Source organism: Micromonospora sp. NPDC049645 (genome assembly GCF_040675155.1).
Taxonomy (GTDB): Bacteria; Actinomycetota; Actinomycetes; order Mycobacteriales; family Micromonosporaceae; genus Micromonospora.
In genome coordinates this window covers 687,095-711,864 of sequence record NZ_JBFAOI010000001.1, presented here as the reverse complement: position 1 = coordinate 711,864, position 24,770 = coordinate 687,095, and the positions used below count along the sequence as shown (strand labels likewise).

The 24,770-nt window shown below is 72.4% G+C and carries 24 protein-coding genes; 14 read left to right on the top strand and 10 right to left on the bottom strand.

Annotation, left to right across the window (positions count from 1 at the left end; all coding sequences use genetic code 11):
- Positions 1-129: 129 nt before the first annotated feature.
- Positions 130-465, top strand: coding sequence for a MarR family winged helix-turn-helix transcriptional regulator (locus AB0J33_RS03390; protein ID WP_363609344.1), 336 nt, complete (start codon positions 130-132; stop codon positions 463-465).
- Between the two features lie 71 nt (positions 466-536).
- Positions 537-1,748, top strand: coding sequence for a type VII secretion-associated serine protease mycosin (gene mycP, locus AB0J33_RS03385; protein ID WP_363609342.1), 1,212 nt, complete (start codon positions 537-539; stop codon positions 1,746-1,748).
- An 86-nt stretch (positions 1,749-1,834) separates the two neighbouring features.
- Here mycP and AB0J33_RS03380 read toward each other — a convergent pair whose 3' ends face one another.
- The 3 genes from AB0J33_RS03380 to eccCa all read right to left on the bottom strand — a co-directional run bounded on the left by AB0J33_RS03380 (position 1,835) and on the right by eccCa (position 6,618).
- Complete coding sequence (locus tag AB0J33_RS03380; RefSeq protein ID WP_363609340.1) at positions 1,835-2,113, bottom strand: WXG100 family type VII secretion target; 279 nt, start codon at positions 2,111-2,113, stop codon at positions 1,835-1,837.
- A gap of 25 nt (positions 2,114-2,138) precedes the next feature.
- Positions 2,139-2,447 carry a WXG100 family type VII secretion target gene (locus AB0J33_RS03375; protein ID WP_030329557.1) on the bottom strand — a complete coding sequence of 103 codons (309 nt, stop codon included), beginning with the start codon at positions 2,445-2,447 and terminating at the stop codon, positions 2,139-2,141.
- Positions 2,448-2,652: 205 nt separating this feature from the next.
- Complete coding sequence (eccCa, locus tag AB0J33_RS03370; RefSeq protein WP_363609337.1) at positions 2,653-6,618, bottom strand: type VII secretion protein EccCa; 3,966 nt, start codon at positions 6,616-6,618, stop codon at positions 2,653-2,655.
- Positions 6,619-6,784: 166 nt separating this feature from the next.
- On the opposite strand from eccCa, the gene eccD reads away from it, so the two are divergent.
- Positions 6,785-8,182, top strand: a complete 1,398-nt coding sequence (eccD, locus tag AB0J33_RS03365; RefSeq protein WP_363609335.1) for a type VII secretion integral membrane protein EccD — start codon at positions 6,785-6,787, stop codon at positions 8,180-8,182.
- Positions 8,183-8,207: 25 nt separating this feature from the next.
- Here eccD and AB0J33_RS03360 read toward each other — a convergent pair whose 3' ends face one another.
- Complete coding sequence (locus AB0J33_RS03360) at positions 8,208-9,386, bottom strand: type VII secretion protein EccE (RefSeq protein WP_363609333.1); 1,179 nt, start codon at positions 9,384-9,386, stop codon at positions 8,208-8,210.
- A 160-nt stretch (positions 9,387-9,546) separates the two neighbouring features.
- On the opposite strand from AB0J33_RS03360, the gene eccB reads away from it, so the two are divergent.
- The 8 genes from eccB (at position 9,547) to AB0J33_RS03320 (ending at position 16,043) form a co-directional block, all read left to right on the top strand.
- Positions 9,547-11,169, top strand: coding sequence for a type VII secretion protein EccB (eccB, locus tag AB0J33_RS03355; RefSeq protein ID WP_363609331.1), 1,623 nt, complete (start codon positions 9,547-9,549; stop codon positions 11,167-11,169).
- Positions 11,170-11,257: 88 nt separating this feature from the next.
- Positions 11,258-11,626, top strand: coding sequence for a hypothetical protein (locus AB0J33_RS03350; protein WP_363609329.1), 369 nt, complete (start codon positions 11,258-11,260; stop codon positions 11,624-11,626).
- Complete coding sequence (locus AB0J33_RS03345) at positions 11,619-12,896, top strand: hypothetical protein (RefSeq protein ID WP_363609327.1); 1,278 nt, start codon at positions 11,619-11,621, stop codon at positions 12,894-12,896. The genes AB0J33_RS03350 and AB0J33_RS03345 overlap by 8 nt, the downstream gene beginning before the upstream one ends.
- A gap of 179 nt (positions 12,897-13,075) precedes the next feature.
- Positions 13,076-13,435, top strand: a complete 360-nt coding sequence (locus AB0J33_RS03340; RefSeq protein ID WP_363609325.1) for a hypothetical protein — start codon at positions 13,076-13,078, stop codon at positions 13,433-13,435.
- 151 nt (positions 13,436-13,586) lie between these two features.
- Positions 13,587-14,405: a hypothetical protein gene (locus tag AB0J33_RS03335; RefSeq protein ID WP_363609323.1), complete on the top strand. Its 819-nt coding sequence runs from the start codon at positions 13,587-13,589 to the stop codon at positions 14,403-14,405.
- A gap of 33 nt (positions 14,406-14,438) precedes the next feature.
- On the top strand, positions 14,439-14,780 hold the full coding sequence (locus AB0J33_RS03330; protein WP_363609321.1) for a YkvA family protein: 342 nt from the start codon (positions 14,439-14,441) through the stop codon (positions 14,778-14,780).
- A 31-nt stretch (positions 14,781-14,811) separates the two neighbouring features.
- Positions 14,812-15,219, top strand: coding sequence for a TIGR03618 family F420-dependent PPOX class oxidoreductase (locus AB0J33_RS03325; RefSeq protein ID WP_363609319.1), 408 nt, complete (start codon positions 14,812-14,814; stop codon positions 15,217-15,219).
- A 179-nt stretch (positions 15,220-15,398) separates the two neighbouring features.
- The gene (locus tag AB0J33_RS03320) at positions 15,399-16,043 is read left to right on the top strand and encodes a C39 family peptidase (RefSeq protein ID WP_363609317.1); all 645 of its coding nucleotides are present in this window, start codon (positions 15,399-15,401) and stop codon (positions 16,041-16,043) included.
- 10 nt (positions 16,044-16,053) lie between these two features.
- Here AB0J33_RS03320 and AB0J33_RS03315 read toward each other — a convergent pair whose 3' ends face one another.
- On the bottom strand, positions 16,054-17,436 hold the full coding sequence (locus tag AB0J33_RS03315) for an FUSC family protein (RefSeq protein WP_363609315.1): 1,383 nt from the start codon (positions 17,434-17,436) through the stop codon (positions 16,054-16,056).
- A 105-nt stretch (positions 17,437-17,541) separates the two neighbouring features.
- Here AB0J33_RS03315 and AB0J33_RS03310 point away from each other — a divergent pair, with 105 nt between their 5' ends.
- Positions 17,542-18,147: a hemerythrin domain-containing protein gene (locus tag AB0J33_RS03310; RefSeq protein ID WP_363609313.1), complete on the top strand. Its 606-nt coding sequence runs from the start codon at positions 17,542-17,544 to the stop codon at positions 18,145-18,147.
- Positions 18,148-18,220: 73 nt separating this feature from the next.
- Here AB0J33_RS03310 and AB0J33_RS03305 read toward each other — a convergent pair whose 3' ends face one another.
- The gene (locus AB0J33_RS03305; protein ID WP_363609311.1) at positions 18,221-18,403 is read right to left on the bottom strand and encodes an antitoxin; all 183 of its coding nucleotides are present in this window, start codon (positions 18,401-18,403) and stop codon (positions 18,221-18,223) included.
- A 201-nt stretch (positions 18,404-18,604) separates the two neighbouring features.
- Here AB0J33_RS03305 and AB0J33_RS03300 point away from each other — a divergent pair, with 201 nt between their 5' ends.
- A complete protein-coding gene (locus AB0J33_RS03300) occupies positions 18,605-19,705 on the top strand; it encodes an AI-2E family transporter (protein ID WP_363609309.1) in 1,101 nt (366 codons plus the stop codon).
- On the opposite strand, the gene AB0J33_RS03295 is transcribed toward AB0J33_RS03300, so the two are convergent.
- The gene (locus AB0J33_RS03295; RefSeq protein ID WP_363609307.1) at positions 19,706-20,359 is read right to left on the bottom strand and encodes an alpha/beta fold hydrolase; all 654 of its coding nucleotides are present in this window, start codon (positions 20,357-20,359) and stop codon (positions 19,706-19,708) included.
- Positions 20,360-20,564: 205 nt separating this feature from the next.
- Between AB0J33_RS03295 and AB0J33_RS03290 the strand changes: the two genes are divergently transcribed.
- On the top strand, positions 20,565-20,759 hold the full coding sequence (locus AB0J33_RS03290; protein ID WP_363609305.1) for a hypothetical protein: 195 nt from the start codon (positions 20,565-20,567) through the stop codon (positions 20,757-20,759).
- A 73-nt stretch (positions 20,760-20,832) separates the two neighbouring features.
- Here AB0J33_RS03290 and AB0J33_RS03285 read toward each other — a convergent pair whose 3' ends face one another.
- Genes AB0J33_RS03285 through AB0J33_RS03275 form a run of 3 tightly spaced genes read right to left on the bottom strand, consistent with a single transcriptional unit; the run spans position 20,833 to position 24,529 of the window.
- Positions 20,833-23,205: a glycoside hydrolase family 65 protein gene (locus tag AB0J33_RS03285; RefSeq protein ID WP_363609303.1), complete on the bottom strand. Its 2,373-nt coding sequence runs from the start codon at positions 23,203-23,205 to the stop codon at positions 20,833-20,835.
- Positions 23,202-24,005: a beta-phosphoglucomutase family hydrolase gene (locus AB0J33_RS03280; protein ID WP_363609301.1), complete on the bottom strand. Its 804-nt coding sequence runs from the start codon at positions 24,003-24,005 to the stop codon at positions 23,202-23,204. The genes AB0J33_RS03285 and AB0J33_RS03280 overlap by 4 nt, the downstream gene beginning before the upstream one ends.
- A 59-nt stretch (positions 24,006-24,064) precedes the next feature.
- Positions 24,065-24,529, bottom strand: coding sequence for a DUF4442 domain-containing protein (locus tag AB0J33_RS03275; protein ID WP_363609299.1), 465 nt, complete (start codon positions 24,527-24,529; stop codon positions 24,065-24,067).
- Positions 24,530-24,770 lie beyond the last annotated feature (241 nt).

Here is a 24,770-nt window from a genome sequence, read left to right as displayed (position 1 = left end):
AGATGCGTCAAGGGATGCGTGATTTAGATTTCATACGTTGACGCGGGTAGCCCCCTGGGCGACCTGCCGGGGGCAGGGCGGACGAGACTCTCGCGAGGGCGGGCAGGCATTCGGAGAGGCGGCCACACCATGGCGAGCACGGTGACGGGCGACACCGGCGGCGGGCGGAACTGGACGTTCCTCACCAATCACGGGCACGTGCTGCTGGCCATCGCCCGCGACCCGACCGCCCGGCTACGCGATGTCGCCGCCGAGGTCGGCGTGACCGAACGGGCCGCGCAGGCGATCGTCGCCGACCTGGAGGCGGGCGGCTACCTGCACCGCACCCGGGTCGGGCGGCGCAACGAGTACACCCTCAACCCGGCCGGCCGGTTCCGGCATCCCGCCGAGGCCGACCGACAGGTCGGTGACCTGCTCGCGCTGTTCGCCGACACTTCCACCGCGAAGGCACGCCCCCGGGCCTGACCCCTCGTCACCGGGGGCCGCTGCCCGACGGCACACGGCGGTAACCTTTGCGGGTGCGCGAATGCCCGCCGATGAGCGCGACCCCGTCCCGACGTGCCCTCCGCGGCGTCCTCAGTGGAACGCTGGCGGCCCTGCTCGGCGCCGGCCTGGTGGCACCCACCCCCGCGATCGCCGCGCCGCCCGTCTGCGGTCCAGCCGGTGACGAGAACCTGACCGAGATGCCGTGGGGGCTGCGCCGGCTGGAGCCGTCCTCGGCGTGGCCGCTGTCCCGAGGCGCCGGAGTGACGGTGGCCGTGATCGACTCCGGAGTCTCCGCCGTCCACCCGCTCCTCAAGGGGCAGGTGCTCGAAGGTCGTGACTTCAACGGCCTCCCGGCCCAGCAGGGTCAGTGCGACGAGGCCGGGCACGGCACCCTGATCGCCGGCATCATCGCCGGCAAGGAGGGCACCAACGTCCCCTTCAGCGGCATCGCCCCGGCCGCCCGCATCCTGCCGATCCGGGTTCTGCCGCAGGTCGGCGAGGTCAGCGACCCGCAACTCCCCGAACAGATCGCCGAGGCCATCGACTGGGCGGTCGACCAGGGCGCCGACGTCATCAACCTGTCCCTGACCACGATTCCCCGCCCCGAACTGACGGCGGCCGTCGAACGCGCGCTGGCCAAGCGGGTGGTGCTGGTCGCCGCCGCGGGCAACCGGAAGGAAGACTCCCAGGACCGGCCGGGATATCCGGCCGCGTACCCCGGGGTGATCGCGGTCGGCGGGGTGGACGAGCAGGGCGGGCACGTCGGCACCTCGATCAGCGGCGACTACGTCGACATCGCCGCGCCGGGGATGAACATCATCGGGCCGGCGTCCCGGAACGCCGGCTACCGCGCCGTGCCGGACGGCGGCACCAGTTACGCCGCGGCGTACGTCTCGGGAGTGGCCGCGCTGGTCCGGGCCGCCTATCCGGATCTCAACCCGCAGCAGGTCGCGGATCGGCTGGAGCGCACCGCGGACAACCCACCCGAGGGCCACAACGCCGACATCGGTTACGGGATGGTCAACCCCTACCGGGCCGTGTCGAGCCTGCTCGGCACCCGGGCGAACCCGCCTGCCGTCGCACTGCCGGCTCCCGCCGTGCGCGACGACCCGCTGGGTTGGCAGCGCTCGGCCGCGATTTGGGCGGCGGTCATCGGTGGGCTGCTCGCCGTGCTGCTGCTGGTCGCACGACCGATCATCGCCCTGGGCCGTCGGCGCGACTGGCGGCCCGGCCGACGCACCGACGCGCCCGCCGCCGGCTGACCGGCACCGGGGCTGCCCAGGTCACAGCCCAACGCAAAGCGGCTCCGGGCCGGATTGACCGGACCGGAGCCGCTCCAGCGAGTGGCTCAGCTCCACACCTTGGAGTTGCTCATCTCCGTGGTGAGGTAGTTTTCCCGGGCGATGCCCACGGCACCGCCGATCTCGTTCAGGATCCGGTTGATGTCCCGGACCGCCGCGTCCCACTTCGCCTGGTGCTGCTCGTAGGCAACCCGGTCCTCGCCGTCCCAGTGGAGCTTGGTCAGCATCGCCCGCAGCGTGTCAAGCTTTTCCTCGAGGGTCTTCGAGATGGCCTGCATCTGCTGGTTGCTGCTCTCGAGGACCGCATAGTCAACTTTGATCGTCACGATTTCCTCCTCTGCCGGCTGCGGATCACGGGTTGAGAGCAGAGTGGAACTTGTCCAGCATCTGCTGCTGCTCTTCGTCGTTGACCTGGTGCGTCGTACCCGACTTGTCGAGCAGGTCAGCGATGCTGTCCATCGCCGTCAGCAGTTTGACGGTGTCCTCGTTCCAGCGCGTCATCAGCGACTGGAAGCCCGTGGACGCCTGACCCTTCCACGCGATGGCCAGGTCGTCGACGACGTTCCACAGCTTCTTCAGCTCGCCGTCGACCTCGCTGCGCGTGGACCGCACGTCACTCGCGGCGGTATGCAGAGTCGCAGCTTCGACCTCGAACGCCATGCTTCACACCCTTCCGTCTGTTGTGGTGGCGGCTTCGCCGCACCCCTCCCCCGCGGCAAGGCAGCAACACCCCACCGACGGACACTCCTGTGAAGACCGTAGCGGAACCTGTCCAACCCTCGCAGCCCTGGCTGGCCACCTTCGATGGATGACGGTGAATCGGGCCGGGACGGCTCACCACCCCCTGCCGAACGGACGACCCGGCTCAGGACGGCTCGGACCACGCGGTCTGAATCAGTTGCTGGCCATCGCGACGGCGCACCAGGGTGCCCCGGCCGGGCGGTTGCGGGCTCGGTCGCAACGTGCCGAAGACAGCGCCCTCCTCCCGGTTGCCGGACATCAGCAGGCCCGGCGAGTCCAATTCGCGCAACCGTTGCAGCACCGGCTCGTAGAGCGCCCTGGACACGCCGCCGACCCGACGCGTGATGATCAGGTGCAGGCCGATGTCGCGAGCCTGCGGCAACAACTCGTGCAGCGCGCTGAGCGGGTTGCTGCCACCCGAGGCCACCAGGTCGTAGTCGTCCACCAGGATGTACAGGTCCGGACCCTTCCACCAGCTGCGATCGCGCAACTGGGCGGTGGTCACGTCCGGGCCCGGCAGTCGGTTGGACAGCGCACTGCGGATCGACCCGAGCCCCTGGGCGAACGCCTGGTTGGACGGGGCGTAGTCGAGCAGGTGATCGCCCTCCACCGCCCCCAGCAGGCCACGCCGGTAGTCGGCGATCACCAGCCGGGCCTGCGCCGGGGTGTACCGCTCGGTGATGCCCCGGGCGATCAGGCGCAGCAGGTTGGTCTTGCCGCACTCCGCGTCGCCGAAGACCGTCAGGTGCGGCTCGTTGGCCAGATCCAGGTAGACCGGCGCGAGGGCCGACTCGTTGACACCGACCGGCAGTCCGGGCGCCGACCGGTCGATGATCCGGGCCAGCTCCGCCACCGGCAGCCGACGCGGCAGCAACCGCACCTTCGGCGCCGGGCGGCCCGGCCAGTTCGCCGCCACGTGCCCGGCCAGCGACAGCGACGCCTCGCTCAGATCCTCGATGTCCCGGCGACCGTCGATCCGCGAGATCGCGGTGAGGAAGTGCAGCTTGTCCCGGGTCAGGCCCCGACCGGGCGACTTCTCCGGCACGTTCATCGCCGCGCGGCGGTCGATCTCGGATTCCGACGCGTCGCCGAGGCGCAGCTCCAACTTGGTGCCGAGCAGGTCCCGCATGTTGATCCGGATCTCCGCCCACCGCACGGCGGTGAGCACCACGTGCACACCGAAGCCGAGGCCCCGGTTGGCCAACGTGGTGATGGTCTGCTCCAGCTCCTCGTACTCCTGGCGCAGCGTGTTCCACCCGTCCACCACCAGGAACACGTCGCCGAACGGGTCGTCCGCGAACTCGCCGGCGGCCCGGCGACGGCGGTAGCTCGCCACCGAATCGATGCCGTGCTGGGCGAAACGGCTCTCCCGGTCGTCCAGCACCGCGACCACCTCGGCCACCGTCCGGCGGACCGCCTCGACATCGCGCCGACCGGCCACCCCGGCCAGGTGCGGCAACCGCTCCATGCTGCGCAGCGCGCCGCCGCCGAAGTCCAGGCAGAAGAACTGCACCTCGCGTGGCGTGTGGGTGAGCGCCAGCGAGGCGAGCAGCGTACGCAGCATGGTGCTCTTGCCGCTCAGCGACCGACCGACGATGACCACGTTGCCGCCGGCCCCGGCCAGCTCGACCATCATCGGGTCCCGGCGCTGCTCGTACGGGCGGTCCACCACGCCCACCGGCACGGTCAGCCGCCCGCGTCCGGGCCACGACGCGGTGCACAGCCCGAAGGTCGGGTCGACGGCCAGCGGGCCGAGCAGCTCACCGAGACCCGGCGGGTCGGCCAGCGGCGGCAGCCACACCTGGTGCGCCGGGCGGCCCCGACCCTTGAGCTGGTCGATCAGCACGTCGAGCATCGCCACCGCCTTGCCGTCGGTGGGCTGCTCCGGCTCCGGGGTGGTGTCCACCGGCAGCTGTGGAACCTGCGCCGGAACGAAGTCGAGGCCGTACGGCACGATCCGGCGCTGCACCAGCGCCTGCGAGGCGCTGGCCTGCTGCCCCGGCGCCCGGTACGCCCCCGACACGTACGCGGCCCGGAACCGCAGCATCGTGCTGGTGTCCGTCTTCAGGTAGCCGTGACCCGGCGCGTTCGGCAGCTCGTACGCGTCCGGTACACCGAGCACGATCCGGCTCTCCACCGCCGAGAACGTCCGCAGACCGATCCGGTACGACAGGTGCGTGTCGAGGCCGCGCAGCTTGCCCTCTTCGAGGCGCTGACTGGCCAGCAGCAGGTGCACGCCGAGCGACCGACCCAGCCGGCCGATCATCACGAACAGGTCGATGAAGTCCGGTTTGGCGGCGAGCAACTCGCTGAACTCGTCACAGATGATCAGCAAGCTCGGCATCGGGGCCAACGGCTCGCCGGCCGCGCGGGCCTTCTCGTACTCGAAGCGGGAGACGTAGTTGCCGGCCGCCCGCAGCAGCTCCTGCCGGCGCACCATCTCGCCGGCGAGCGCGTCGCGCATCCGGTCGACAAGCGGCAGCTCGTCGGCCAGGTTGGTGATCACCGCGCTGGTGTGGGGCAGCGCCTCCAGCGACGCGAAGGTCGCGCCGCCCTTGAAGTCCACCAGGACGAAGTTCAACTCCTCCGACGAGTGGGTCACCGCCAACGCGGCCACCACCGTACGGAGCAGCTCGCTCTTGCCGGACCCGGTCGCACCGATCACCAGGCCGTGCGGACCCATGCCCTCGTGCGCCGACTCCTTGAAGTCGAGCTCGACCACGTTGCCGTCCGGGCCGACACCGAGCGGGATGCGCAACCGGTCGCGGTGACCACGCGGACGCCACGTGTTCTGCACGTCCACCGCCGCGGCGTCACCCACCCCGAGCAGGTCCGGCAGCTCCGTGCTGCGGGCCAGCGGCTCCTCGTTGCTGGTCTGCTGCTGGGAGAGTCGGAAGGGGGCGATCTGCCGGGCCAGACCCTCGGCGGCCTCGGCACTGAGCCGGTCCGGCCGACCCAACGTCGACGACGAGCTGCCCCGGATCAGGTCGAGAGCGCTTCCGTCACCGACGTCGAGGCAGAGCAGCCAGCGGCCGGCGTCGCGCGGCACCGTGCCGGAGAGGTCGATCACGGTGGCGCCGAGCAGCCCCGGACCCACCAGCTGACAGGTCGGCGAGACCTCCCCACCGTCGATCACCACGACCAGGTGCGGCGCGGTAGTCAACGGCTTGGCCTCCGGAGCGAACCGAGGCCGCCCGGCCAGCTCACCGGCGAGCGCCGCCTCGGCCTCGGCCAGGCTGGCGAAGACCAGCCGACGCGCGCCGGCCGCATCCGTCCGGCCGCTGTGGTGGGCGTGTGGCAGCCACTTCACCCAGCCCCAGGCGGACTGTCGGTCGGGAGCGGCGACCACCGCGATCACCAGGTCGTCCGGGGCGTGGAAGGTGGCCAGCTGGCCGAGCGCCGCCCGGGTGAGGTCGAGCACCGGCTCGCGGTCGCCGCGCAGCACCACGCGGCTGAACGCGCGCACCGACAACGCCGTCGGCAGGTCGGGCACCGTGGAGTGCGCGCGTACGAACCGACGGAGCGCGATGGCGCTCATCGGCTCCAGGTCCTCCACCGGCTTCGTCTCCGGTGGGACGATCTCCACCGCGAGCCGCTGCGGGCCGAGGGCGATCCGGGTCTCGCCGAAGTCGTCCTCGTTGATCCGTCGTTCCCAGAGCCGTCGGGACGCGGCGATCGACCAGAGCGCGTCGGGCTCCGGATGCCGCCAGGCCATCGCCGCCCGCTGCTGCTCGGCGGCACGCCGGGTGCGCTTGCGCATCTGAGCCAGGTAGCGCATGTAGTCGCGGCGATCGGCGTTCAGCTCGGCCTTGTCCTTGCCGCCGTTGTTGGCCAGCGAACCGATCGCCATGCCGAGCATCGAGACGCCGAACAGGCCACCGGCGACGTACGTCATCATGCCGCCGCCCTTGCCGGCGTAGAGGAACGCCATCGCCCCGACCCCGCAGAACATCGGCAGGATCATGAGCAGCTGCCCCATCCCGCGGGGCGTCGGCTCGGGCAGCTCGGGCGGCGACTCCAGCAGCACCTCGCCGCGCGGTAAGGCCGGCCCCGGCTGACGCGGGAGCCGGCGGAACACCACCGTGCTCACGGCTGTCTCCTCCCCAGAAGCGGCCCTGATGACGTGCGACCGCGGCACACAGCCCGCGGGTGGGCATCGTACGTGCCCGTCATCGTAGGTAATCTGCCGTGTGCGCGGTGGACCCGGACCGCAGCATCGCAGCCAGCCGATCACGGACGCACACCTGGAGGCCACTGTGGCGACGAAAACGGCGACCGGTGGTCTGAGCCGGATCACCATCGTGGCTCCGCGTACCCGGATGGATCTGGCGCTGCCGTCGGACGTGCCGATGGCGGACCTGCTGCCCACCCTGCTGCGCTACGCCGGCGAGGACATGGCCGACGAGGGTGCGCGGCATGGCGGGTGGGCACTGTCCCGGTTGGGCGGTGCGCCCCTCGACGGCGGTCGTACCGCTGCGCAGCTCAGCGTCCGCGACGGTGAGGTGCTGTACTTCAACCCGCGGTCGGCGGCGGCGCCGGAGATCGTCTTCGACGACGTGGTGGACGCGGTCGCCACCGCCACCAACCAGCGTCCCGGTGCCTGGCAGGTCGGCGCGACCCGGTCGTTCGCGGTGGTCTTCGCCGCGGCGGCGTTCGGCGCCGGCGCCCTGGCCGCGCTCTTCGCCGGCCCCCCACACCTGCCCGGCGCGCTGGCCGCACTGCTGGTCGCGGTGGCGCTGTTGGTGGGCGCCGCGGTGCTGTCCCGGGCCGCCGGCGACAGCGGCATCGGCGCGGTGCTGGCCATGGTCGGCCTGGCGCACGCGGCCACCGGCGGTCTGCTGCTGCTGGCCGGCGATCGGCCACTGACCGAACTGGACAGTCCGCACGTCCTGCTCGCGGCGACCGCCGCGGTGGTGGCCGGCGCGGTGGCCGTGCTGGCCGTCGGCGACCGGTACCCCCTGTTCTTCGCGGCGATCGGGGTGGCCGCCGCGACCGGCCTGGGTGCGCTGCTCTGCCTGGTCCTCGACCTCGACGCGGCGGCCTCCGCCGCGGTGGTGGCGGCCGTCGCGTTCGGCGTGGTGCCGGCGCTGCCGATGATGGCCTACCGGCTGGCCCGGCTGCCGGTGCCGTCGATCCCGACCGGTCCGGAGGATCTGAAGACCGACAGCGAGTCGGTGGACGGCCGGCAGGTGCTCCAGCAGAGCGAGCGCGCCGACCAGTTCCTGACCGGTCTGCTGTGGACCGTCGCCCTGTTGGTGCTGGGCGCGCAGCTGGTGCTTGCCCTGGACGGGCGTCTGCCGGCGGTGCTGCTGTGCCTGGTGCTGGCCCTGTTGGCGCTGCTGCGGGCCCGACCGCTGCTGGGCCGGGCCCAGCGCACCCCGGTGCTGCTGGCCGGCACCGTGGGCCTCGGGCTGGCCGCCGCGGCCACCTTCGCCGGCGGGTCGCTCGCGGTCCGGCTCGGCCTGATCCTGGGCGGTCTGGTGCTGGCCGCCGTGATCAGCCTGATCTACGGCCTGACCGTCGCCGGCAAGCGCATCTCGCCGGTCTGGGGCCGGCTGCTCGACATCGCCGAGATCCTGCTGATCATCTCGCTGGTGCCGCTGGCCTTCTGGGTCTGCGGCCTCTACGGCTGGATCGTCAACCTCCGGCCCTGACCGGGTGCCCGGCCGGTCAGCGCGGCTACGGGCGGGTGGATCCGCCCAACGCCGACGCGACCGGAGCGGTGGCGTAGACGCCCGGAGCGTGCTGACCGTCAATCGGTCGAGTGGCCGCGCCGACCCGGCCGGCGACCTCGCGGACCACCTTGACCAGCGCCTCGACGTGGTTGTCCATCGCCGCGACCCGCAGCAGCGGTGCCGCCACCCGACCGTCCGCGGAAACCGTCGCGGCCACCGTGTGCGACGGCGCCGAGGTCGCGGTGATCGCGTCCACGAGCGGGCCGAGGGGCGCGTCCGTGCCGCCACGCAGCACCATGCAGCGGTGCGTCCAGCCACCACCGCGCAGCCCGCGCCAGGTCTCCGTCGGCGCTTCCGGCACCAGGTCCAGACCGGCGGCCGAGACGATGGCCGCACGCAACTCCTCCCGGCTTAACGGCCGGTGGGCCAGGCCCGCCGAGGTCAGCGCCTTGCCGAGCCGGCCGATCCCGGCAGCCACCGTCCGGTGTACGCCGGTCAGCCCGCCGCCCCGGCTCACCGCCTCGACCCGGGCGTCCCGGACGGTGAGCCGCAGCGCCACCCAGACCGTCCGGTGCGCGGCCGGCGGCGCGCCGGGCGCCGGATACCAGACCAGGGTGTGCGCGACGACCTGGGCTCGGGAGACCGGGGCGCTGAAGTCCGTGAGCACCCGCAGCGCACGGTCCACCGCGGCGGCGTCGACCGAGCCGACCGCCGCGCCGTTGGCGGCCTGTAGGGCGACCGCGGCGAACCAGCCCTGACTGTCGCGCCCGATGCCGAGCCGGGTGCCCCGGTCGGTCAGCTCGATGACGCTCAGATCGGGGGCGAGCGCGGCCAACCGCGGGTCCGTCGCGGTGCCGCTGGCCAGCGCCGCCGCCGCCTGCTCACCGCGTCGGCGCAGTCGTCGGCGCAGCAGCAGATCCTCGAACCACCAGCGACCGCCGCGACGGGCGAAGGCGGCCAGGACGATCAGCACCGCCACCGCGCCCGCCAGGGCGAGCACCCAGACCGGTCCGGCCGTGGCGGCCCAGACGCCGAGCACGCACAACTCAAGTACGACGAGCTGCCCGACCAACACGGGACCGACCCGTCCCCGGCCGGGCCGTTCGGCCGGCGGCGCCGGCCGGGCCGCGACGTCGGTCGGGTCCGTGACCGCTCGGGCGGGTCGCGCCTGAACCTGCGTCATCGCTGACTGTCCCTCCTGCACGGTACGGCTCTGCGCCGGGTCGGCCGGTGCCGGCCACGAACGGTGGTCCCGAGGAACCACCGTCGGCCCCTTATCGTAGGGAAGCCCGCGACGGCACCCCGACCTGATCGTCGCGGATCCACCCCGCCGGAGGTAAGTCATGCGGACCCGCCGCGATCAGGTGCAGGCGTACCGCTTCGTCACCCGCCGCATCGTCTCCGCTCTGCTGTCGGGCGATCCGGAGACCACCAACCTGCCGATGCGACGGCTCGGCATGGCCGTCTTCGGCAGTGTGCTCACCGCGGCCATCGTGCTCGGCGGGGTGGGCGCCTACGGCCAGCTGACCGGAAACGCGGCGCCGCTGGACGACCAGACCCTGGTCATCGAACGGGAGACCGGCGCGACGTACGTGTTCATCCAGGGCAAGCTGCACCCGACGCTCAACTACGCCTCGGCGCGCCTCATCGTGAACGACGCGAGCGCGGCGGTGCGGACGATGTCCCAGGCGTCGCTGCGGGACCGGCCGCGCGGGGTCACCCTCGGCATCGTCGGGGCACCGGACGCGCTGCCGGACCGCAAGTCGCTGACCGGGTTGCCCTGGTCGGTCTGCGACGTTCCCGATCCGGTCGACCGGCAGCGGTCGAGCACCCGGTTGGTCATCGACCGTGCTCTGCCCGGAGGCACCCCACTGGGTGACCGCGCGGTGCTGGTCTCGGTGGACGACCAGCGCTACCTGATCACCAACAACATCCGGCTCCAACTGCTCGACCCGGCGCGGACCACCACGGCGCTGCGGATGGCCGGCGCCGAGCGACTCCAGGTCGGTCAGCAACTGCTCAACGCCGTGCCGGCCGGGCCACCGCTGCGCAGGCCCTTGCTTCCCGACGAGGGTGAGCCCGCCAGCCGCGACGTGGCGGGGCGGTCGTACAACGTCGGTTCGGTGTTCAAGGCCGCCGAACGGCACTACGTGCTGATCCGGGACGGGCTCGTGCCGGTCAGTGAGATCACCGCCCTGCTGATGGTCAGCAACGGCACCCGGATCACCGACATCACCCCGAACCAGGCCAGCGACGCCTCCGTCGAGCAGCGGATCGAGGAGGACGGTCTGCCCCCGACGATGCCCGAGCTCTACCGGGCTCAGCCCGGTCAGACCACGCTGTGCGCGACGTACCGCACGGGCAGCGCGGGCGGCCCGCCGACCACCACGCTGGAGGTCTTCGACCGGGTGCCGAGCGAGCTGACCGAGACCGATCCGGGCCTGGTGCCGGTGCGCCAGACCAGGCGCGACGCCGTACGCACCGCCGAGGCGGTGCTGCTGCCCGGCGGCAAGGGTGTCATCGCCCAAGCCTCGCCGGGTGCCGGGACCAGCGGGTCCGGTGCCGCCGGGTCGACGATCTACCTGATCACCCCGCAGGGCATCCGGTATCCGCTCGGCTCGGCGGAGACACTGGGGGTGCTCGGCTACGGCGGGATCACCCCGCTGGCGGTGCCCGGCTCGCTGCTCTCGCTGATCCCGACCGGGCCGACCCTGGACCGCGAGGACGCGCTCGCCGTCTTCACTCCCGACGTGGCGGCGCCGGCCGCACCACCGTCGGCCGCGCCGAGGTCGGGCGCACCGTCCGCGACGCCGACGTCGGGCTCGTCGTCGGCGACGCCGACGTCCGGCTCGTCCTCGGTCGCGCCGTCGTCGGGCTCCACACCGTCGACTCCGGCCAGTGGCGCCCCGGCGAACGGGGGTGCCGGCGGCGGATCGTCCGCCGGATCGACCGGCGCCGACGGCTGAGCAGGTTCGACGGGTCGCCCGGAGTCGCACGGTTGGACTAACCTGGTTGTCGCTGACGGTTGTCAACCAGAACGACGGGGATGTTGCCATGGCCGGGCGTACGGAAGTCGACCTGTTGTCCCTTGAGGACTTCCACGAGCACCTGGCGTCGCGGTTGAGCCAGGCCGAGTCGGTGCTGCGCAAACTCAACACTGAGATGCAGTGCCGCCCTCCGGCGCTTGGCTCGTTCTTCGACGCCACTGACCAGGCGCGTCGCTACAGCGACGTCCACCAGTCCTATGTCGACCAGGCCGAGCGGATTCGGCAGGCGGTGCTGGCGGCGCAGCAGGCGACCAGCACGATCCTGAGCAATTACCGCACCGCCGAGGCGCGTAACGCGGCCAACGCCGACGATGTCACCGCCGCGCTGACCCCGGTCGACCGGGCGTTGCAGCCGAAGGAGGACGGGCGTGTCTGAATACACCCAGCGCTACCAGGGCAGCAGCCACCAGCAACTGTACGACGGCCTGATGGCGGGCAAACCGGAGCAGATCGAGGGCGTGGCCACCCAGTGGGCCGAGCTCAAGGGCATCCTCGACGGTCTCGGCCGGGAGTTGAGCGGCGACCTGGAGAAGCTCTCCAACACCTGGACGGGTTCGGCCGGTCGGGAGTTCCATCGGCGACTCAGCCTGATCGTCGCGCACAGCGACGCGTTGGGCGAGGGGATGGCCGGCATCAAGCAGGGGTTGACCATGATGGCCGACCATCTGCGTGCGGCCCACAAGCAGGCGGAGAGCCCGGAGGAGACCGACGACAACGATCAGTTGATCGGTGGCGCGATCAAGGGTGCCGCCACCTTCGGTCTGACCGGTGCCATCGTCGGGGGCATCGCGGGTCACCAGCAGGACAAGGCGGAGCAGGAGAAGGCCCACCAGCGGATGGTGAACCTGGTGGCCGGTCTGGCCAGCAGTTACGAGATCTCCGCCTACGACCGGGTGGTCGACCCGCCGCCGCCCGACCCCGACACCCCGAGCACCGTCAGCAAGGATTCGACGCCGCCACAGAGCGTCTCGGCCATCGCCAGGGTCAGCGGCGGTCCCCGCACCGGCAGTGCCACCGCGCGCAAGGGTGACGCGACGATCTCGACGCCCGACCACGTCGCCCCGCCGCCGGGCACCGTCGACGGCACGGTTCCTGACGACGACGGCTCGGGCACCGGCGGCAACCCGGCTGTCGGCGTCGCTCCGATCGGGACCGGCAGCGGCACCCCCGGCAGCGGCACGTCCCTCGCCGGGGCGGACCCGCTTGTCGGCGGCGCGCTGCTCGGCGGGGGCGCGGCCGGGCTGGCCGGTCTGTCCGGGCCGACCCCGGCGCCCGCCGGGGCGAGCACCGGCCCCGGTCTGCTCTACGCGGGGCAGGGTGGGGCACCGGCCGGCGGGGTGTTGCGCAGCGGCTCGCTCGCGGGCTCGGGCAGCGCGGCCCCCACCTCGGCTCGCCCGGCCGGTGGCGCGCCGCCGGCCGAGAGCCGCGCCGCCAACGGGATCGGGCGCAGCATCGACGGTCAGCGCAGCGGAGGCGGCGGCAACGTCCGCGGGGGTGGCGGTGCCGGCCGTCCCGGTGTGCTCGGTGGCCACGGTCGACCGCAGGACGACGACTCCGACGAGCGGCTGACCTGGTTGACCGAGGACGAGATGGTGTGGCGGGACGGCGAGAGGGCCGCACCCCCGGTGCTCGGCACCGGCGACTGACCGCGATCCGCCACCCCGAACGACGCGCGGTGCCCCCGATCGGACCTGATCCGGTCGGGGGCACCGCGGTTTTTCCGGCGTCGACCGACGGCGTCCACAGTGCTCATGGTGGTAGCGGTCACGCCGGAGCGGTCCGTCGCCGTGCTGCGGACCGCCGGGACGGGCGATAGGTTGGTCGGGTGTCGTCCGCAGCCTCCGCCCGCCCAGCCCGCTGGGCTGTGCTGCGGTCCCTGCGGGAACTGACCCGCCTGGCGGTCACCGCGCTGGTCCTCGCGGTCGGCCTCGGTGCCGCTCTCGCCGCGACCCCACCGCCCGCCCCCACGCCGCTGCGGCCCAGCGCCGTGAGCAGCCGGGTGGCCAGTGTCCGCCCCGACGCCGGCCCGGCCATCGAGCGGGCCGGTCAGCCCAATGTCGCCCCGCCAGCTGGCACGGTCGATCCGACCAGGGCGGCCGGTCCGGTCGCGGTGGGCCCGGGGCACGCGCCGGCCAGCGATCCCGGCCGTGGCACTCCTGCTCGACGCGGCCCGCCGGTCCGCTGAGCCAGGCCCGGCGAACCCCGGGGCCCGGTCCCGGGTGACCCGTCACCGCACCTGAGTCGCTGTCGACGGACGTCCCCACCACCGGGCCGACCGTTGTGCCGCGTCCTCCTGCCGCCCGTCGATACCCGCCTTCGACCGCGAGGTGCTGATCATGCAAACCATCCTCTCCGCCGTCCTCCCCGACCTCTCCCGCGCCGCCGTCATCTGGCTGAGCCTGCTCGGGGTGGTCGGAGTCGTCGTCTCCGCTCTCCTGCTGCGGCCCGGCCGGCTTCGCCTCGACCCGGTCGCCCGGATCCGCCGGGCAGCCATGCCGAGCCAACTCGAGCAGGCCCAGCAGGAACGGGAGCAGAGCCGCTACGCCCAGGAGGTCGCGGTGGCCGCGGAGCGGGCGACCACGACCGCGCAGCGCCGCCGGGCCGAGTGGGTGGCCGCCCAGGAGGCGGTCGAGGCGGCCTGGCGGACGTACGAGGCGGCCGAGGCGGCCGTGCGCCGGCTCGACGCCGCAGCCGCGATGCCGTTGCCGCACACCGCGCGGACCCCCGCCGAGTACGCGGACCGCGAGCGCTACCTGCACCGGACGGCACTGGACGCCTACTGGCGGCGGGAGCTGTCGGTGGAGCAGCTCAGCGACGTCTTCGCGCACCGCGACGGTTGGGACCCGCGGCTGCACCCGGTCGAGCAGGAGTTGGTGCTCCAGCGGGCGATCCGGAACAACCTGGCGGCGAAGCACGCGGCGGCCCGCGAGCAGGAGCAGGTCGCGTGGCGGGCTGCGGAGTTGGCCGTGGCGGCGGCCCGCAGTCTGCGCGAGGAGGCGCACGCTGCCACCGGACGACGGGCTGTCGAGTCGGCGTCCGTGCTGCCGCTCAGCGAGGTCGCCGCGCCGTCGGGCCGGCAGGCCCGGGAGAACGTCGAGCAGACCCGGGAGAACAAGGTGACCGCTCGCGGACGCGCGACGGTGCCCGCGTTCTGAGCCGTACGCCGTCGGGTGGGTTAGCGTGACGGCATGTCCCGACAGGCGTGGGTCCTCGTGGTGATCGCCAGCATTCTGGCGCTCGCCACACTGGTCGGTGCCGTGGTGCTGGCGGTGCGGGTGGTGCGTACGCGACGGCTGCTGACCGGGCTCGGGGCGGGCGGCAAGGTCGCCTTCTACGGGGCGTTGATCTACACGATCTTCCCGGTCGACGTGCTGCCGGACCCGATCTATCTGGACGACATGGGTGTCCTGGCCGCCGCGCTGATCTACCTCACCCGACTGGTGCACCAGCGCCGGGCGGCAGGTCGCCAGTTGCCGGGTCAGCCGGACACCCCGCCGGACCGGGACCGGGTACGCCGCCGCGTGCCATGATCAAGGTCGGTTCGGCGGACAGGGGACGGACGTGGCGAGCGATCATCGGTTGGATGTGCACGATGAGCGTGTTGTCGCCTTTTGCGCGGAACGGCACCTCGCGACGCTGACCACCCTGCGGGCGGACGGCACCCCGCATGTCGTACCGGTCGGGGTGACTCTCGATCCGGCGGCCGGCCTGGCCCGGGTCATCACCTCCGGCACCTCTCAGAAGGCCCGTCAGGTGGCGGCTGCGGGCGCGTCCGGCGCGGCGGTGGCCGTGTGCCACGTGGATGGGCGGCGCTGGTTGACCATCGAGGGTCGCGCGGTGCTGCGGTCGGATCCGGCCGCCGTGGCGGAGGCGGAGCGCCGGTACGCCGAGCGGTATCGGACACCGCGCCCGAATCCGGAGCGGGTGGTCATCGAGATCACCGTCACGGGGTTGCTGGGGAGCCTCTGAGCGGCCTGGTCACCCCACCCAGCCAGCGGAATTCACGGCGAAGCAGAGCGGTTGTGCCCTCGGTACGCCCAGGGCCGAGACCGCCGATGGTCGTCGCCCCCGTGTTGCGCCGAGCGCCATTCCCGGTGCTGCCGCCCTCCGCTCTGCGGAGGCGCCAACCCCCGAACGGAGACTCGACCATGAACCCGATCGTGCAGAAGAGCGGTTTGTCCGTCGTCGGCCTGCTGGTCGCCGGCGGTTGCGCCCTCGGCCCGGCGGTGGCCGCGCAGGCCGCCCCGGCGCAGGCCGCCCCGGCCTCGTCGAGCCAGAGCGACCGGCACGCCGAGCGGATCCTCAACATCGACTACCAGGCTCAGCCGAACTTCTTCTACTGTGGCCCGGCCGCGACCCGGATCGCGTTGTCCGCCCAGGGCAAGGCGCTCTCCCAGGACGAGGTGGCCGCGCTGCTGGGCACCACCGAGGCGGGCACGCCCTCGGCCCTGGACACCACCCGGGTGTTGAACCAGCTGACCGGTGGCAAGTACCGGACGACCGAGATTCGTGACTCGGTGGCCCGCCCGGACCAGGTCGAGCAGCTGCGCCGCGATGTGCTGGCCGCGGTGGACGCCGGCCGTCCGGTGGTGGCCAACATCAAGGGCACGACCGTGGACACCGACGGCAACCCGCACTCGTACGAGGGCGGCCACTACCTGACCCTCGTCGGCTACCGCGACGGTGGCGACACCATCCGGGTCGCCGACCCGGCCGACCCGGCACTGGGTGAGTACTGGATGAGTCTGCCGAAGGTCGCCAACTGGATCGCCGAGCGCGGTTACTCCTCCTGACCCTGACGGTTCACCGGGCCGGCCTCTCCCGAGCGGGGAGGCCGGCCCGGCCCTCGTTACGGGCCCGTGCGGCGAGGTGTGCGCGTCGACGGGCCCGGGTGGCTCGGGTCGGTCGGGCCCGGTGCAGTTGTCGACGGACCGGCGGGTGAATTGCGGCCTCACCGGCGCCGGCCGCCCGACGCACCATCCGGTTGGCCTGGTCGGGGTCACAGCCGGTGGCCCGGAGCAGGTCGCTGGACGCGGTGCGCAGGCCGGTAACCAGGGACTCACCGAAGGTGCGGACCCCGCTGACCGCCGCTCGCCCGGCCAGTTCGGCACACTCCTCGACCAGCCGACGGGTTCGCTGGGGGTCGTCTCCCACCCGGCACTCCGTCCGCATCTCCGCGACCGCCCGACCCAACCGGCTTATCGCCTCCGGCAGCTCACGCGGAAACGGCTCGTCGTACTGGAGTGCGGTCGACGACCAACGGGCCATGGCGCGACTGTCCAGTAGTAGTCGCTCCAGGTGCTCGGCGCTGCGGGCGTACCGGTGGTACTGCTGACGGCGGTGCCAGCGCGCCGGGGCGATCGTCACCACCTCCTCCGCGCCGCTCAGCGCGTCGTGCAGCCGACCCAGGTCGCCCTCGGTGGCGCGGAGCCGCTCCAGGACCAGCAGGGTCCGGTCGCCGTCACGTTCCCGTATCGCCTGCGCCAGCTCGGCGAGTTGCTCGCAGAGGATCGCGAAGATCGGTGCCGCGGCCCGGTCCAGCACCCGCAGCGGGTTGATCGGCAGCAGCAGCGCGACCACCACCAGGCCGACGGCCCCGCCGACGAGCGCGTCGAAGATCCGGGGCAACTCCAGACCACGTTCCATCGGCGCCAGCGTGGAGATCAGTACGGCGGTACCGCCGGCCTGGCCGACCAGCGCGCCTCCCCGCCCGGCCACCAGCAACGCGACGGCGATGGCAAGTGCGACCACCGCGCCGGTCTGCCACGGGCCCGAGCCGAGCAGGAACCGCAACGTGTCGCCGATGATGATGCCCAGGGACACCCCGCCCAGCAGTTCGAAGGTGCGCCGGGCTCGGGTACCGATGGCGGTGGCGATCGTACCGACGGCGGCGGCGGGGGCGAAGACGTGCGCTCCGGGGCCGAGCAGATTCTGGGCGATGAGGGCGGCGATCGCCGCGGCCAGCCCGGACTGGATGGAGATCACCAGGGTGACCTCCCACTGCCGGGCCCGGATCCGGCCGGCCTGTCCGCCCCGGTGCCGCACCTGTCGGACCGCCCGCTCGGCGGTCTCGTCGAGTCGCGACCGGTCGCGCTCGGCGGATGGGCGGTCGTCGGCCATGGCGGCGGTTACCCCGGCGACGGCGCGGCAATCGTGGCGGACCGGCACCAGGGGCACCGTGGGCACCACGCACCCCGCCGAACACATCGTCGACCATGGGTTTGTGCAGCCCCGTGGGGGTACCAGGGCCACACACCTCCCACCGATCCGCAACCGGTAAGGGGCCGTGAGATGACCACACCGCAGAACACCGACGACCAGGACGTCGTCGACATCCTGGTCGCCGACCACCGCGAGGTCGAGGCAGTCCTCGTCGAGTTGGAGACCCGGCAGGGCACCCCCGAGCACCGCCGCCACCTCGTCGACGTGGTGGTCGCCGAACTCGTCCGTCACTCGGTGGCGGAGGAGGCGTACGTCTATCCGGTCGCCCGCGAGGTGCTGCCCGACGGCGACGAGATCGCCGACCGGGAGGTCGCCGAGCACGCCGACGCCGAGCGGACCATGAAGGAGCTGGAGTCCGTCGACCCGTCCGACCCCCGCTTCGAGGAGCTGCTCGCCCAGCTGACCAGCACCGTGCGACAGCACGTCACGGAAGAGGAGAAGGAGCTCTTCCCCCGGCTGCGCGCGGCGACGGCCCGGGAGGAACTGGTCGAGATCGCCGCCAAGGTAACGGCGATCAAGGAGATCGGGCCGACCCGCCCACACCCGGCGGGCCCGGAGCACCCGCCGGCGAACAAGCTGCTCGCCCCCGGCATCGGTCTGGTCGACCGGCTGCGCGACGCGTTGAGCGGCCGGCCCACCTCGATGGACCAGCTACGCGACAAGCACCAGCGCTGACCCGCGCGCCATCCGGGCCACGCCCCTCCCGGGTCGCTGACGGCTCAGGAGACCCGGGAGGGGGCGTGCCGGATCAGCGGACCTGGTCGCCCTCACCGGTACGCGCCTGGGCCTGGTCCACGCCCTTGTCGATCTGATCGCCGTACTTGCCGCCGGTGCGCTTGTCGGCCATGTCGCCGGCCTTCTGCGTGCCCTGGTCGACCTGCTTGTCATGCTTGTCCGCGAAGTCCTTGGCCTTGTCCATGAAGTCACCCACGGCGTTCCTCCTCGGTCCGGTCTGTCCCGTCCGCGTTCCCCCGGCCCGATCGCGCAAACGCCGTCGTTCCGGTGGTGATCCGCGAACACCCACCCACGTCGGTCCGGCCGGCGTACGATCCGCGCGGGCGACGGCCAGCGATACGGGTGTCGGCGGACGACCGACCGGGTACCGATCTCGTCGAGATCGAGGAGGACCGACATGGCCGCAGAGGACCCCGCCGCGACAGGCGGCCCCGGGCCGCGCCAGACCTGGGCGGCGCTGCCCTGGCTGGTCCGGACCGCGGTGTTGTGGAGCGCCTGTCTTGTGGTGATCGCCGCGGGGCTCTACCTGCTGGGTCGGGTCGCCGTCCTGCTGGCGCCGCTGGCCATCGCGCTGGCCGCCACCATCTTCCTCACCGCGCTACTCGACCCGGTCCTGCTGCTGCTGCGCCGGCTGCGCCTGCCGGCGGCGCTGGCCGCGCTCTGCACCGTACTGCTGCTGCTCGGCATCCTGGTCGGCGTCGGCGCCCTGGTGTGGAACCTGACCGCCAGCCAGTTCGACCAGCTCAGCCAGGAGCTGACGCAGGGTGTCGAACGCAGCCGGGACTTCGTGACGTCCACGCTGCCGGTCAGCGAGGCGCAGTTGGACCGGCTGGTCGACCAGGCCCGGCAGGGCTTCGGTGGCAGCTCCCCGGACCCGGTGGCCGGCGCCCGGACGGTCACGGAGGTGTTCGGCTCCGCGTTGCTCGCGCTGGTGCTGCTCTTCTTCCTGCTCAAGGATGGCCGGTCGATGTGGCACTGGGTGCTGTCGCGGGTGTCCGGCCCGAACCAGCCCGTGCTGGCCGAGGCCGGCCGGGCCGGTTGGCAGACGTTGGGCGCGTACAGCCGGGGCACCATGTTCATCGCCGCGATCGACGCGCTGGGCATCGGGCTGGCCCTCGTGGTGCTGCGGGTGCCACTCGCCCTGCCGCTGGCGTTGATCACGTTCCTCGGCGGGTTCGTGCCGATCATCGGAGCGACGGTGGCCGGCGCGGTGGCGGTGCTGGTGGCGCTGGCCGCGAACGGTCCCACCACCGCGCTGCTCACCCTCGCGGCGGTGGTCGCCGTGCAGCAGATCGAGGGCAACCTGTTGGAGCCGTTGGTCATGAAGCGGCAGGTCCGACTGCACCCGGCGGTGATCCTGGTGGCGGTCACCGCCGGCACACTGATCGCGGGGATCGCCGGCGCCTTCGTGAGCGTTCCGATCACCGCCGTGCTCTGGCGCGTCATCGACACCGTCCAACAGCGCCGGTCGGCCTCGGCCCTGCTGCCGACGGAGTGATCATCGGCTGAGGTGCGTGGTGAACCAGGTGCCGGCCTGGTCGGCAACCTGTTCCAGGGTGCCGGGCTCCTCGAACAGATGAGTGGCACCAGGGATCACCCGCAGTTCGCCGATGTCCCCCAACTCGGCCAGCGCCCGCTCGTTGAGCGTGATCACTTCCTCGTCCAACCCGCCGACCAGCAGCAACGTCGGGGTACGCACCTGGGCCAGCGCGTCTTCGGCCAGGTCCGGTCGGCCGCCTCGGCTGACCACGGCAGCCACCCGGTCCGCGCGGGTCGACGCCGCGACCAGGGCGGCGGCCGCGCCCGTGCTGGCGCCGAACAGGCCGATCGGTACGTCACCGGCGGGGCGCTCGGCCGCCAGCCAGTCGACGATCCCGGCCAGCCGGCTGGCCAGCAGCCCGATGTCGAAGCGCAGTTCGGCCGTGCGGGCGTCCACCTCGTCCTCGGCCGGGGTGAGCAGATCCGCCAACACCGTCCCGAGCCCCCGCTCGTTCAGCGTCCGGGCCACTGCCACGTTGCGCGGGCTGTGTCGGGAACTGCCGCTGCCGTGCGCGAACAGCACCACGCCGACCGGCTGGGCCGGCAGTGTCAGGTCGGCGGGGAGCTGGGCCTCCCCGACCGCAATGGTCACCGTGCCACGCTGCTCGTCCATGCCTCACCTCCGGGTGCTCGCCACTGGTCCGGGTACCCCGCCCGCGGCCCGGCACGCCCGCCGACGACGGCCCGGCCACCGACCGCGCCGCACGCCGGCCGCCGACCGCGCCGGGTCGCGTTTGCCCCGGGGGGCGTCGGGTACGCGACGAGCGACCGCAGACCGTGTCGGCGCAGCCGCGCCCCGACGGATCGCGAGGATCGTCATGGCCAAGCAGCAGATTTCCCGGCAGCAGCAGCTGACCGAGCGGACCCAGCGCGAACAGGACGCCGAGCGCGATCAGGACTTTGGCGACCAGGACTTCGGGGACCAGGCTGCCTCGGCCCGGCTGCCCGACGATCCGAAGGCGGCGACGCCCCGGGACGCGATCGGGCGGCCGTCCACCGGCGAGCCGATCTGACCTACCGGGACCGGCGAGCCGGTCTGACCTCCCCGCGGGAGCGGGCGGGGCGGGAGCACTCCCGCCCCGCCCGTCACTGTTCCCGCTCCGGCAACCGCAGCAGCGGTGAGCGGCCCGGTGGCTGCTCGGGCGGAGGACCGGACGGGTCGGCCGGTGGCACCGGCACCGTCACCGGCTCGTCGCAGGTCACCCGCAGCAGCTGGTCATGGTGGCGCAGCTCCACCACGTCATCCGGGCCGCCGTGGCGCAGCGAGTACGTCGTCTGGTGCGGCCGGACATCCACCCGCAGCGACAGCCCCCGCCACTGGAGCGAGAACTCCAACCGGTTGAGGCGGCTGGAGAGCCGGGGGGCGAAGGACAGCTCACCGTCGTGGTCCCGCAGACCGCCGAACCCGCTGACCAGGGCGAGCCACGCGCCGGCCAACGACGCCATGTGTACGCCGTCGCGGGTGTTCTCGTTGAGGTCGTGCAGGTCCATCAGCGCGGCCTCGCGCAGGTAGGTGTGCGCCAACTCCGGGTGGCCCACCTCGGACGCGAGCACCGACTGCGTACAGGCCGACAACGACGAGTCGCGTACGGTGCGGCGTTCGTAGTAGAGGAAGTTGCGCACCTTCTCCTCGGGGGTGAAGGCGTCACCCCGCCAGTGCATGGCGAGGACCAGGTCGGACTGCTTGACCACCTGCTTGCGGTACAGCTCGAAGTACGGGTAGTGCAGCAGCAACGGGTACTTCTCCGCTGGGGTGTGCGTGAAGTCCCATTCCTGAAGTCGGGTGAAGCCCTCCACCTGTTGGTGGACGTCGAGTTCATCGTCGTACGGGACGTGCATGGACGTGGCGGCGTCCCGCCAGCTCGCGGCCTCCTCGTCGGTGACCCCGAGGTGGAACGCCTCGTCCCGGTACCGCATGACCACGTCGGCGGCGGCGAGCAGGTTCCGCTGGGCCATCAGGTTGGTGTAGACGTTGTCGTTCTTCACGGCGGTGTACTCGTCCGGGCCGGTGACACCGTCGATGTGGAACTGCCCGTGCCGGTCGTGGTGGCCGATGGAGCGCCACAGACGGGCGGTCTCCACCAGCAACTCCAGCCCGATCTCCCGTTCCAGCTGGGTGTCGCCGGTGACCATCACGTAGCGGCGCACGGCGTCGGCGATGTCGGCCGCGATGTGGAAGGCCGCCGTGCCCGCCGGCCAGTAGCCCGATGACTCCGGGCCACCGATGGTCCGCCAGGGGAACGCGGCGCCCCGCAGGTTGAGCGTCGCGGCCCGTTCCTTCGCCGAATCCAGGGTGCTGTGCCGCCACTGCAACGCGCTGCGCACCGCGCTCGGCTGGGTGTACGTGAGCACCGGCAGCACGAACATCTCGGTGTCCCAGAAGGCGTGGCCGTCGTAACCGGGGCCGGTAAGGCCCTTCGCCGAGATCGGCCGCTGCTCGGCCCGCGCGCCGGCCTGCAAGACGTGGAAGAGGCCGAACCGGACCGCCTGCTGGACCTCCGGGTCGCCCTCGACCAGCACGTCGGACGCGTCCCAGAACGCGTCGAGGTAGTTGCGCTGCTCCCGGTGCAGCCCGTCCCAGCCGTCGAGCCGGGCCCCGGCCAGCGCCGCGCCGACCTGGTCGCGCAGCGCCGGCAGCGACCGGCGGCTCGACCAGCTGTACGTCAGATACTTGATCACCCGTAGCTTCTCGCCGGGCTTGAGCACGCAGGCGATCGTGGTGCGTACCCAGTCCTGGTAGCCCTCGGACTCGATGGTGGTGTGGTCCGGGCCGTGCACCTCGTGCTCCATGGCGGCGGCGACCCGCAGACCGGAGACCTTGGTGCGGTGGATCAGCTGCCCCCCGTCGGGCGTGGTCAGCTCCTCCTCGGCCTGTAGCGGCGACTCCAGCACCGCCGCGACCCGAGGGTCCTTGCTCTGTGCGGGCAGCGACTCGTTGGCCACCAACTCGGACTGCACGATCAGCCGCAGTGGGCCGTCGACGGCCTCCACCTCGTAGCTGATGGCGGCCACCGACCGCTGGGTGAACGAGACCAGGCGGGTGCTGCGGACCTTGACCTCGCGACCGGCGGGCGAGCGCCAGTGCAGCTCCCGGTGCAGGGTGCCGGCCCGCAGGTCGAGGATCCGCTCGTGCGCGAACAGCTCTCCGTAGCGCACGTCGAGCGGTTCGTCGTCGACGAGCAGTCGGATCAGTTTGCCGTTGGTGACGTTGACGATGGTCTGCCCGGACTCGGGGAAGCCGTAGCCGGCCTCCGCGTACGGCAGCGGTCGCAGCTCGTAGAAGGAGTTGAGGTAGGTGCCCGGCAGGCCGTGCGGCTCGCCCTCGTCGAGGTTGCCCCGCAGGCCGACATGCCCGTTGGAGAGCGCGAAGACGGACTCCGACTGGGCCAGCACGTCCATGTCCAGCCGGGTCTCCCGAACGTGCCACGGCTCGACCGGATAGGCCCGCTCCCGGATCACGCGGGGCCTCGTTCGCCGGCCGGGTGGTGGGCGGCGGTGCGGGAGGGGGTCGCCGGGTCGGCGTCGTCGAGCAGGTCGGCGAGGTCGGTGACCACGATGTCGGCGCCGTGGGCGAGCAGCTCGTCGGCCTGGCCGACCCGGTCGACGCCGACCACGTAACCGAAGCCACCGGCGCGGCCGGCGGCCACCCCGGAGAGCGCGTCCTCGAAGACGGCGGCCTGCGTCGGGTCGACGCCGAGCAGGGTGGCCCCGGCGAGGAAGGTGTCCGGGTGTGGTTTGCCGCGCAGCCCCTGCGCGCGGGCGACCAGCCCGTCGACCCGGGCCTGCAGCAGCGTTTCCAGCCCGGCGGCGGCGACCACCTCGCCCCCGTTCGCGCTCGCGGTCACCACGGCGCGGTGTAGGCCGGCCTCGGTCGCCGCCTTCAGGTACCGCACGGAGCCCGGGTAGACGTCGACGCCGGCGGTGCGCAGGCGGTGCAACAGCAGGACGTTCTTGCGGTTGCCCAGGCCGTTGACGGTCTCGGCCTCCGGCGGGTCGTCGGGGCTGCCCTCGGGCAGCACGATCCCGCGGGAGGCGAGGAACGTCCGGACGCCGTCGGCGCGGGGTCGGCCGTCGACGTAGCGGTTGTAGTCCGGGCCCGGGTCGAACAGTTGGAACGGCTCACCGGAGACCGTGGCGCGCTGCCGGAGAAACTCGTCGAACGTCTGCGTCCAGGCGGCATTGTGTACGCGGGCGGTCTGCGTCAGCACACCGTCCAGATCGAAGAGACAGGCGGTCACGTGAGCAGGTAGGCCCAGCACGGTACGAATCTATCCACCCTGCTGGGCCCGCAAACCCCATTTCGCCGCCCTCGGGCGCTTCAGTTGGGTCGCAGCGTCCAGATCACGGTCATCGCCGAGGTCGGCTTACCCTCCGCGGTGGCGATCTCCACGTGCACGGGGAACTCCGGACGCCGACCGGCCTCCAACTCCTCGATCACTTCGTGGGCCGGGCGGCCGAGCCGTGCGGTGGCCAGCACCGGACCCATGGCGAGCTTGCGATAGGCGATCTCGCCCCGGACGGCCAGTGGCACGGCCCGGTCGAGCAGTTGCCCGAAGGCGGCCAGCACGACCGCGCCGGAGGCCGTCTCGCCGAGGGAGAACATGGCGCCGGCGTGTGGGCCGCCGACGTGGTTGTGGGTGGCCGGCGAGTCGGGCAGCCGGACCACCGCCCGCACGCCGCCCTCCGCTTCCGGGGCCACCTCGACGAATTCGAGGCCGAGCGTACGGGCGAAGGGCACCCGGTCCAGCATGCCGGCCGCCACCTGGCGGGAGTCGATGGTCATGGCCCGACGTTACTCGGCGGTAACCTGCCAGGCAAGGTCGGCCGACCGGGTCGGGCGCCACCCATTGTTCATTTACCGAACAATTGCCATCCGCCATCCGATCACTTACCCGCAATAGGCCCAAGCGGGGCCCGCCGAGAATTGCCGAACGCGGCAAGTCGTACCGCGTGAACAGTCGGCGAACAAACACAATTTGCGCACCCCTCCGGCAGGCATCCACCGCCATCCGAGTTGCTATAAC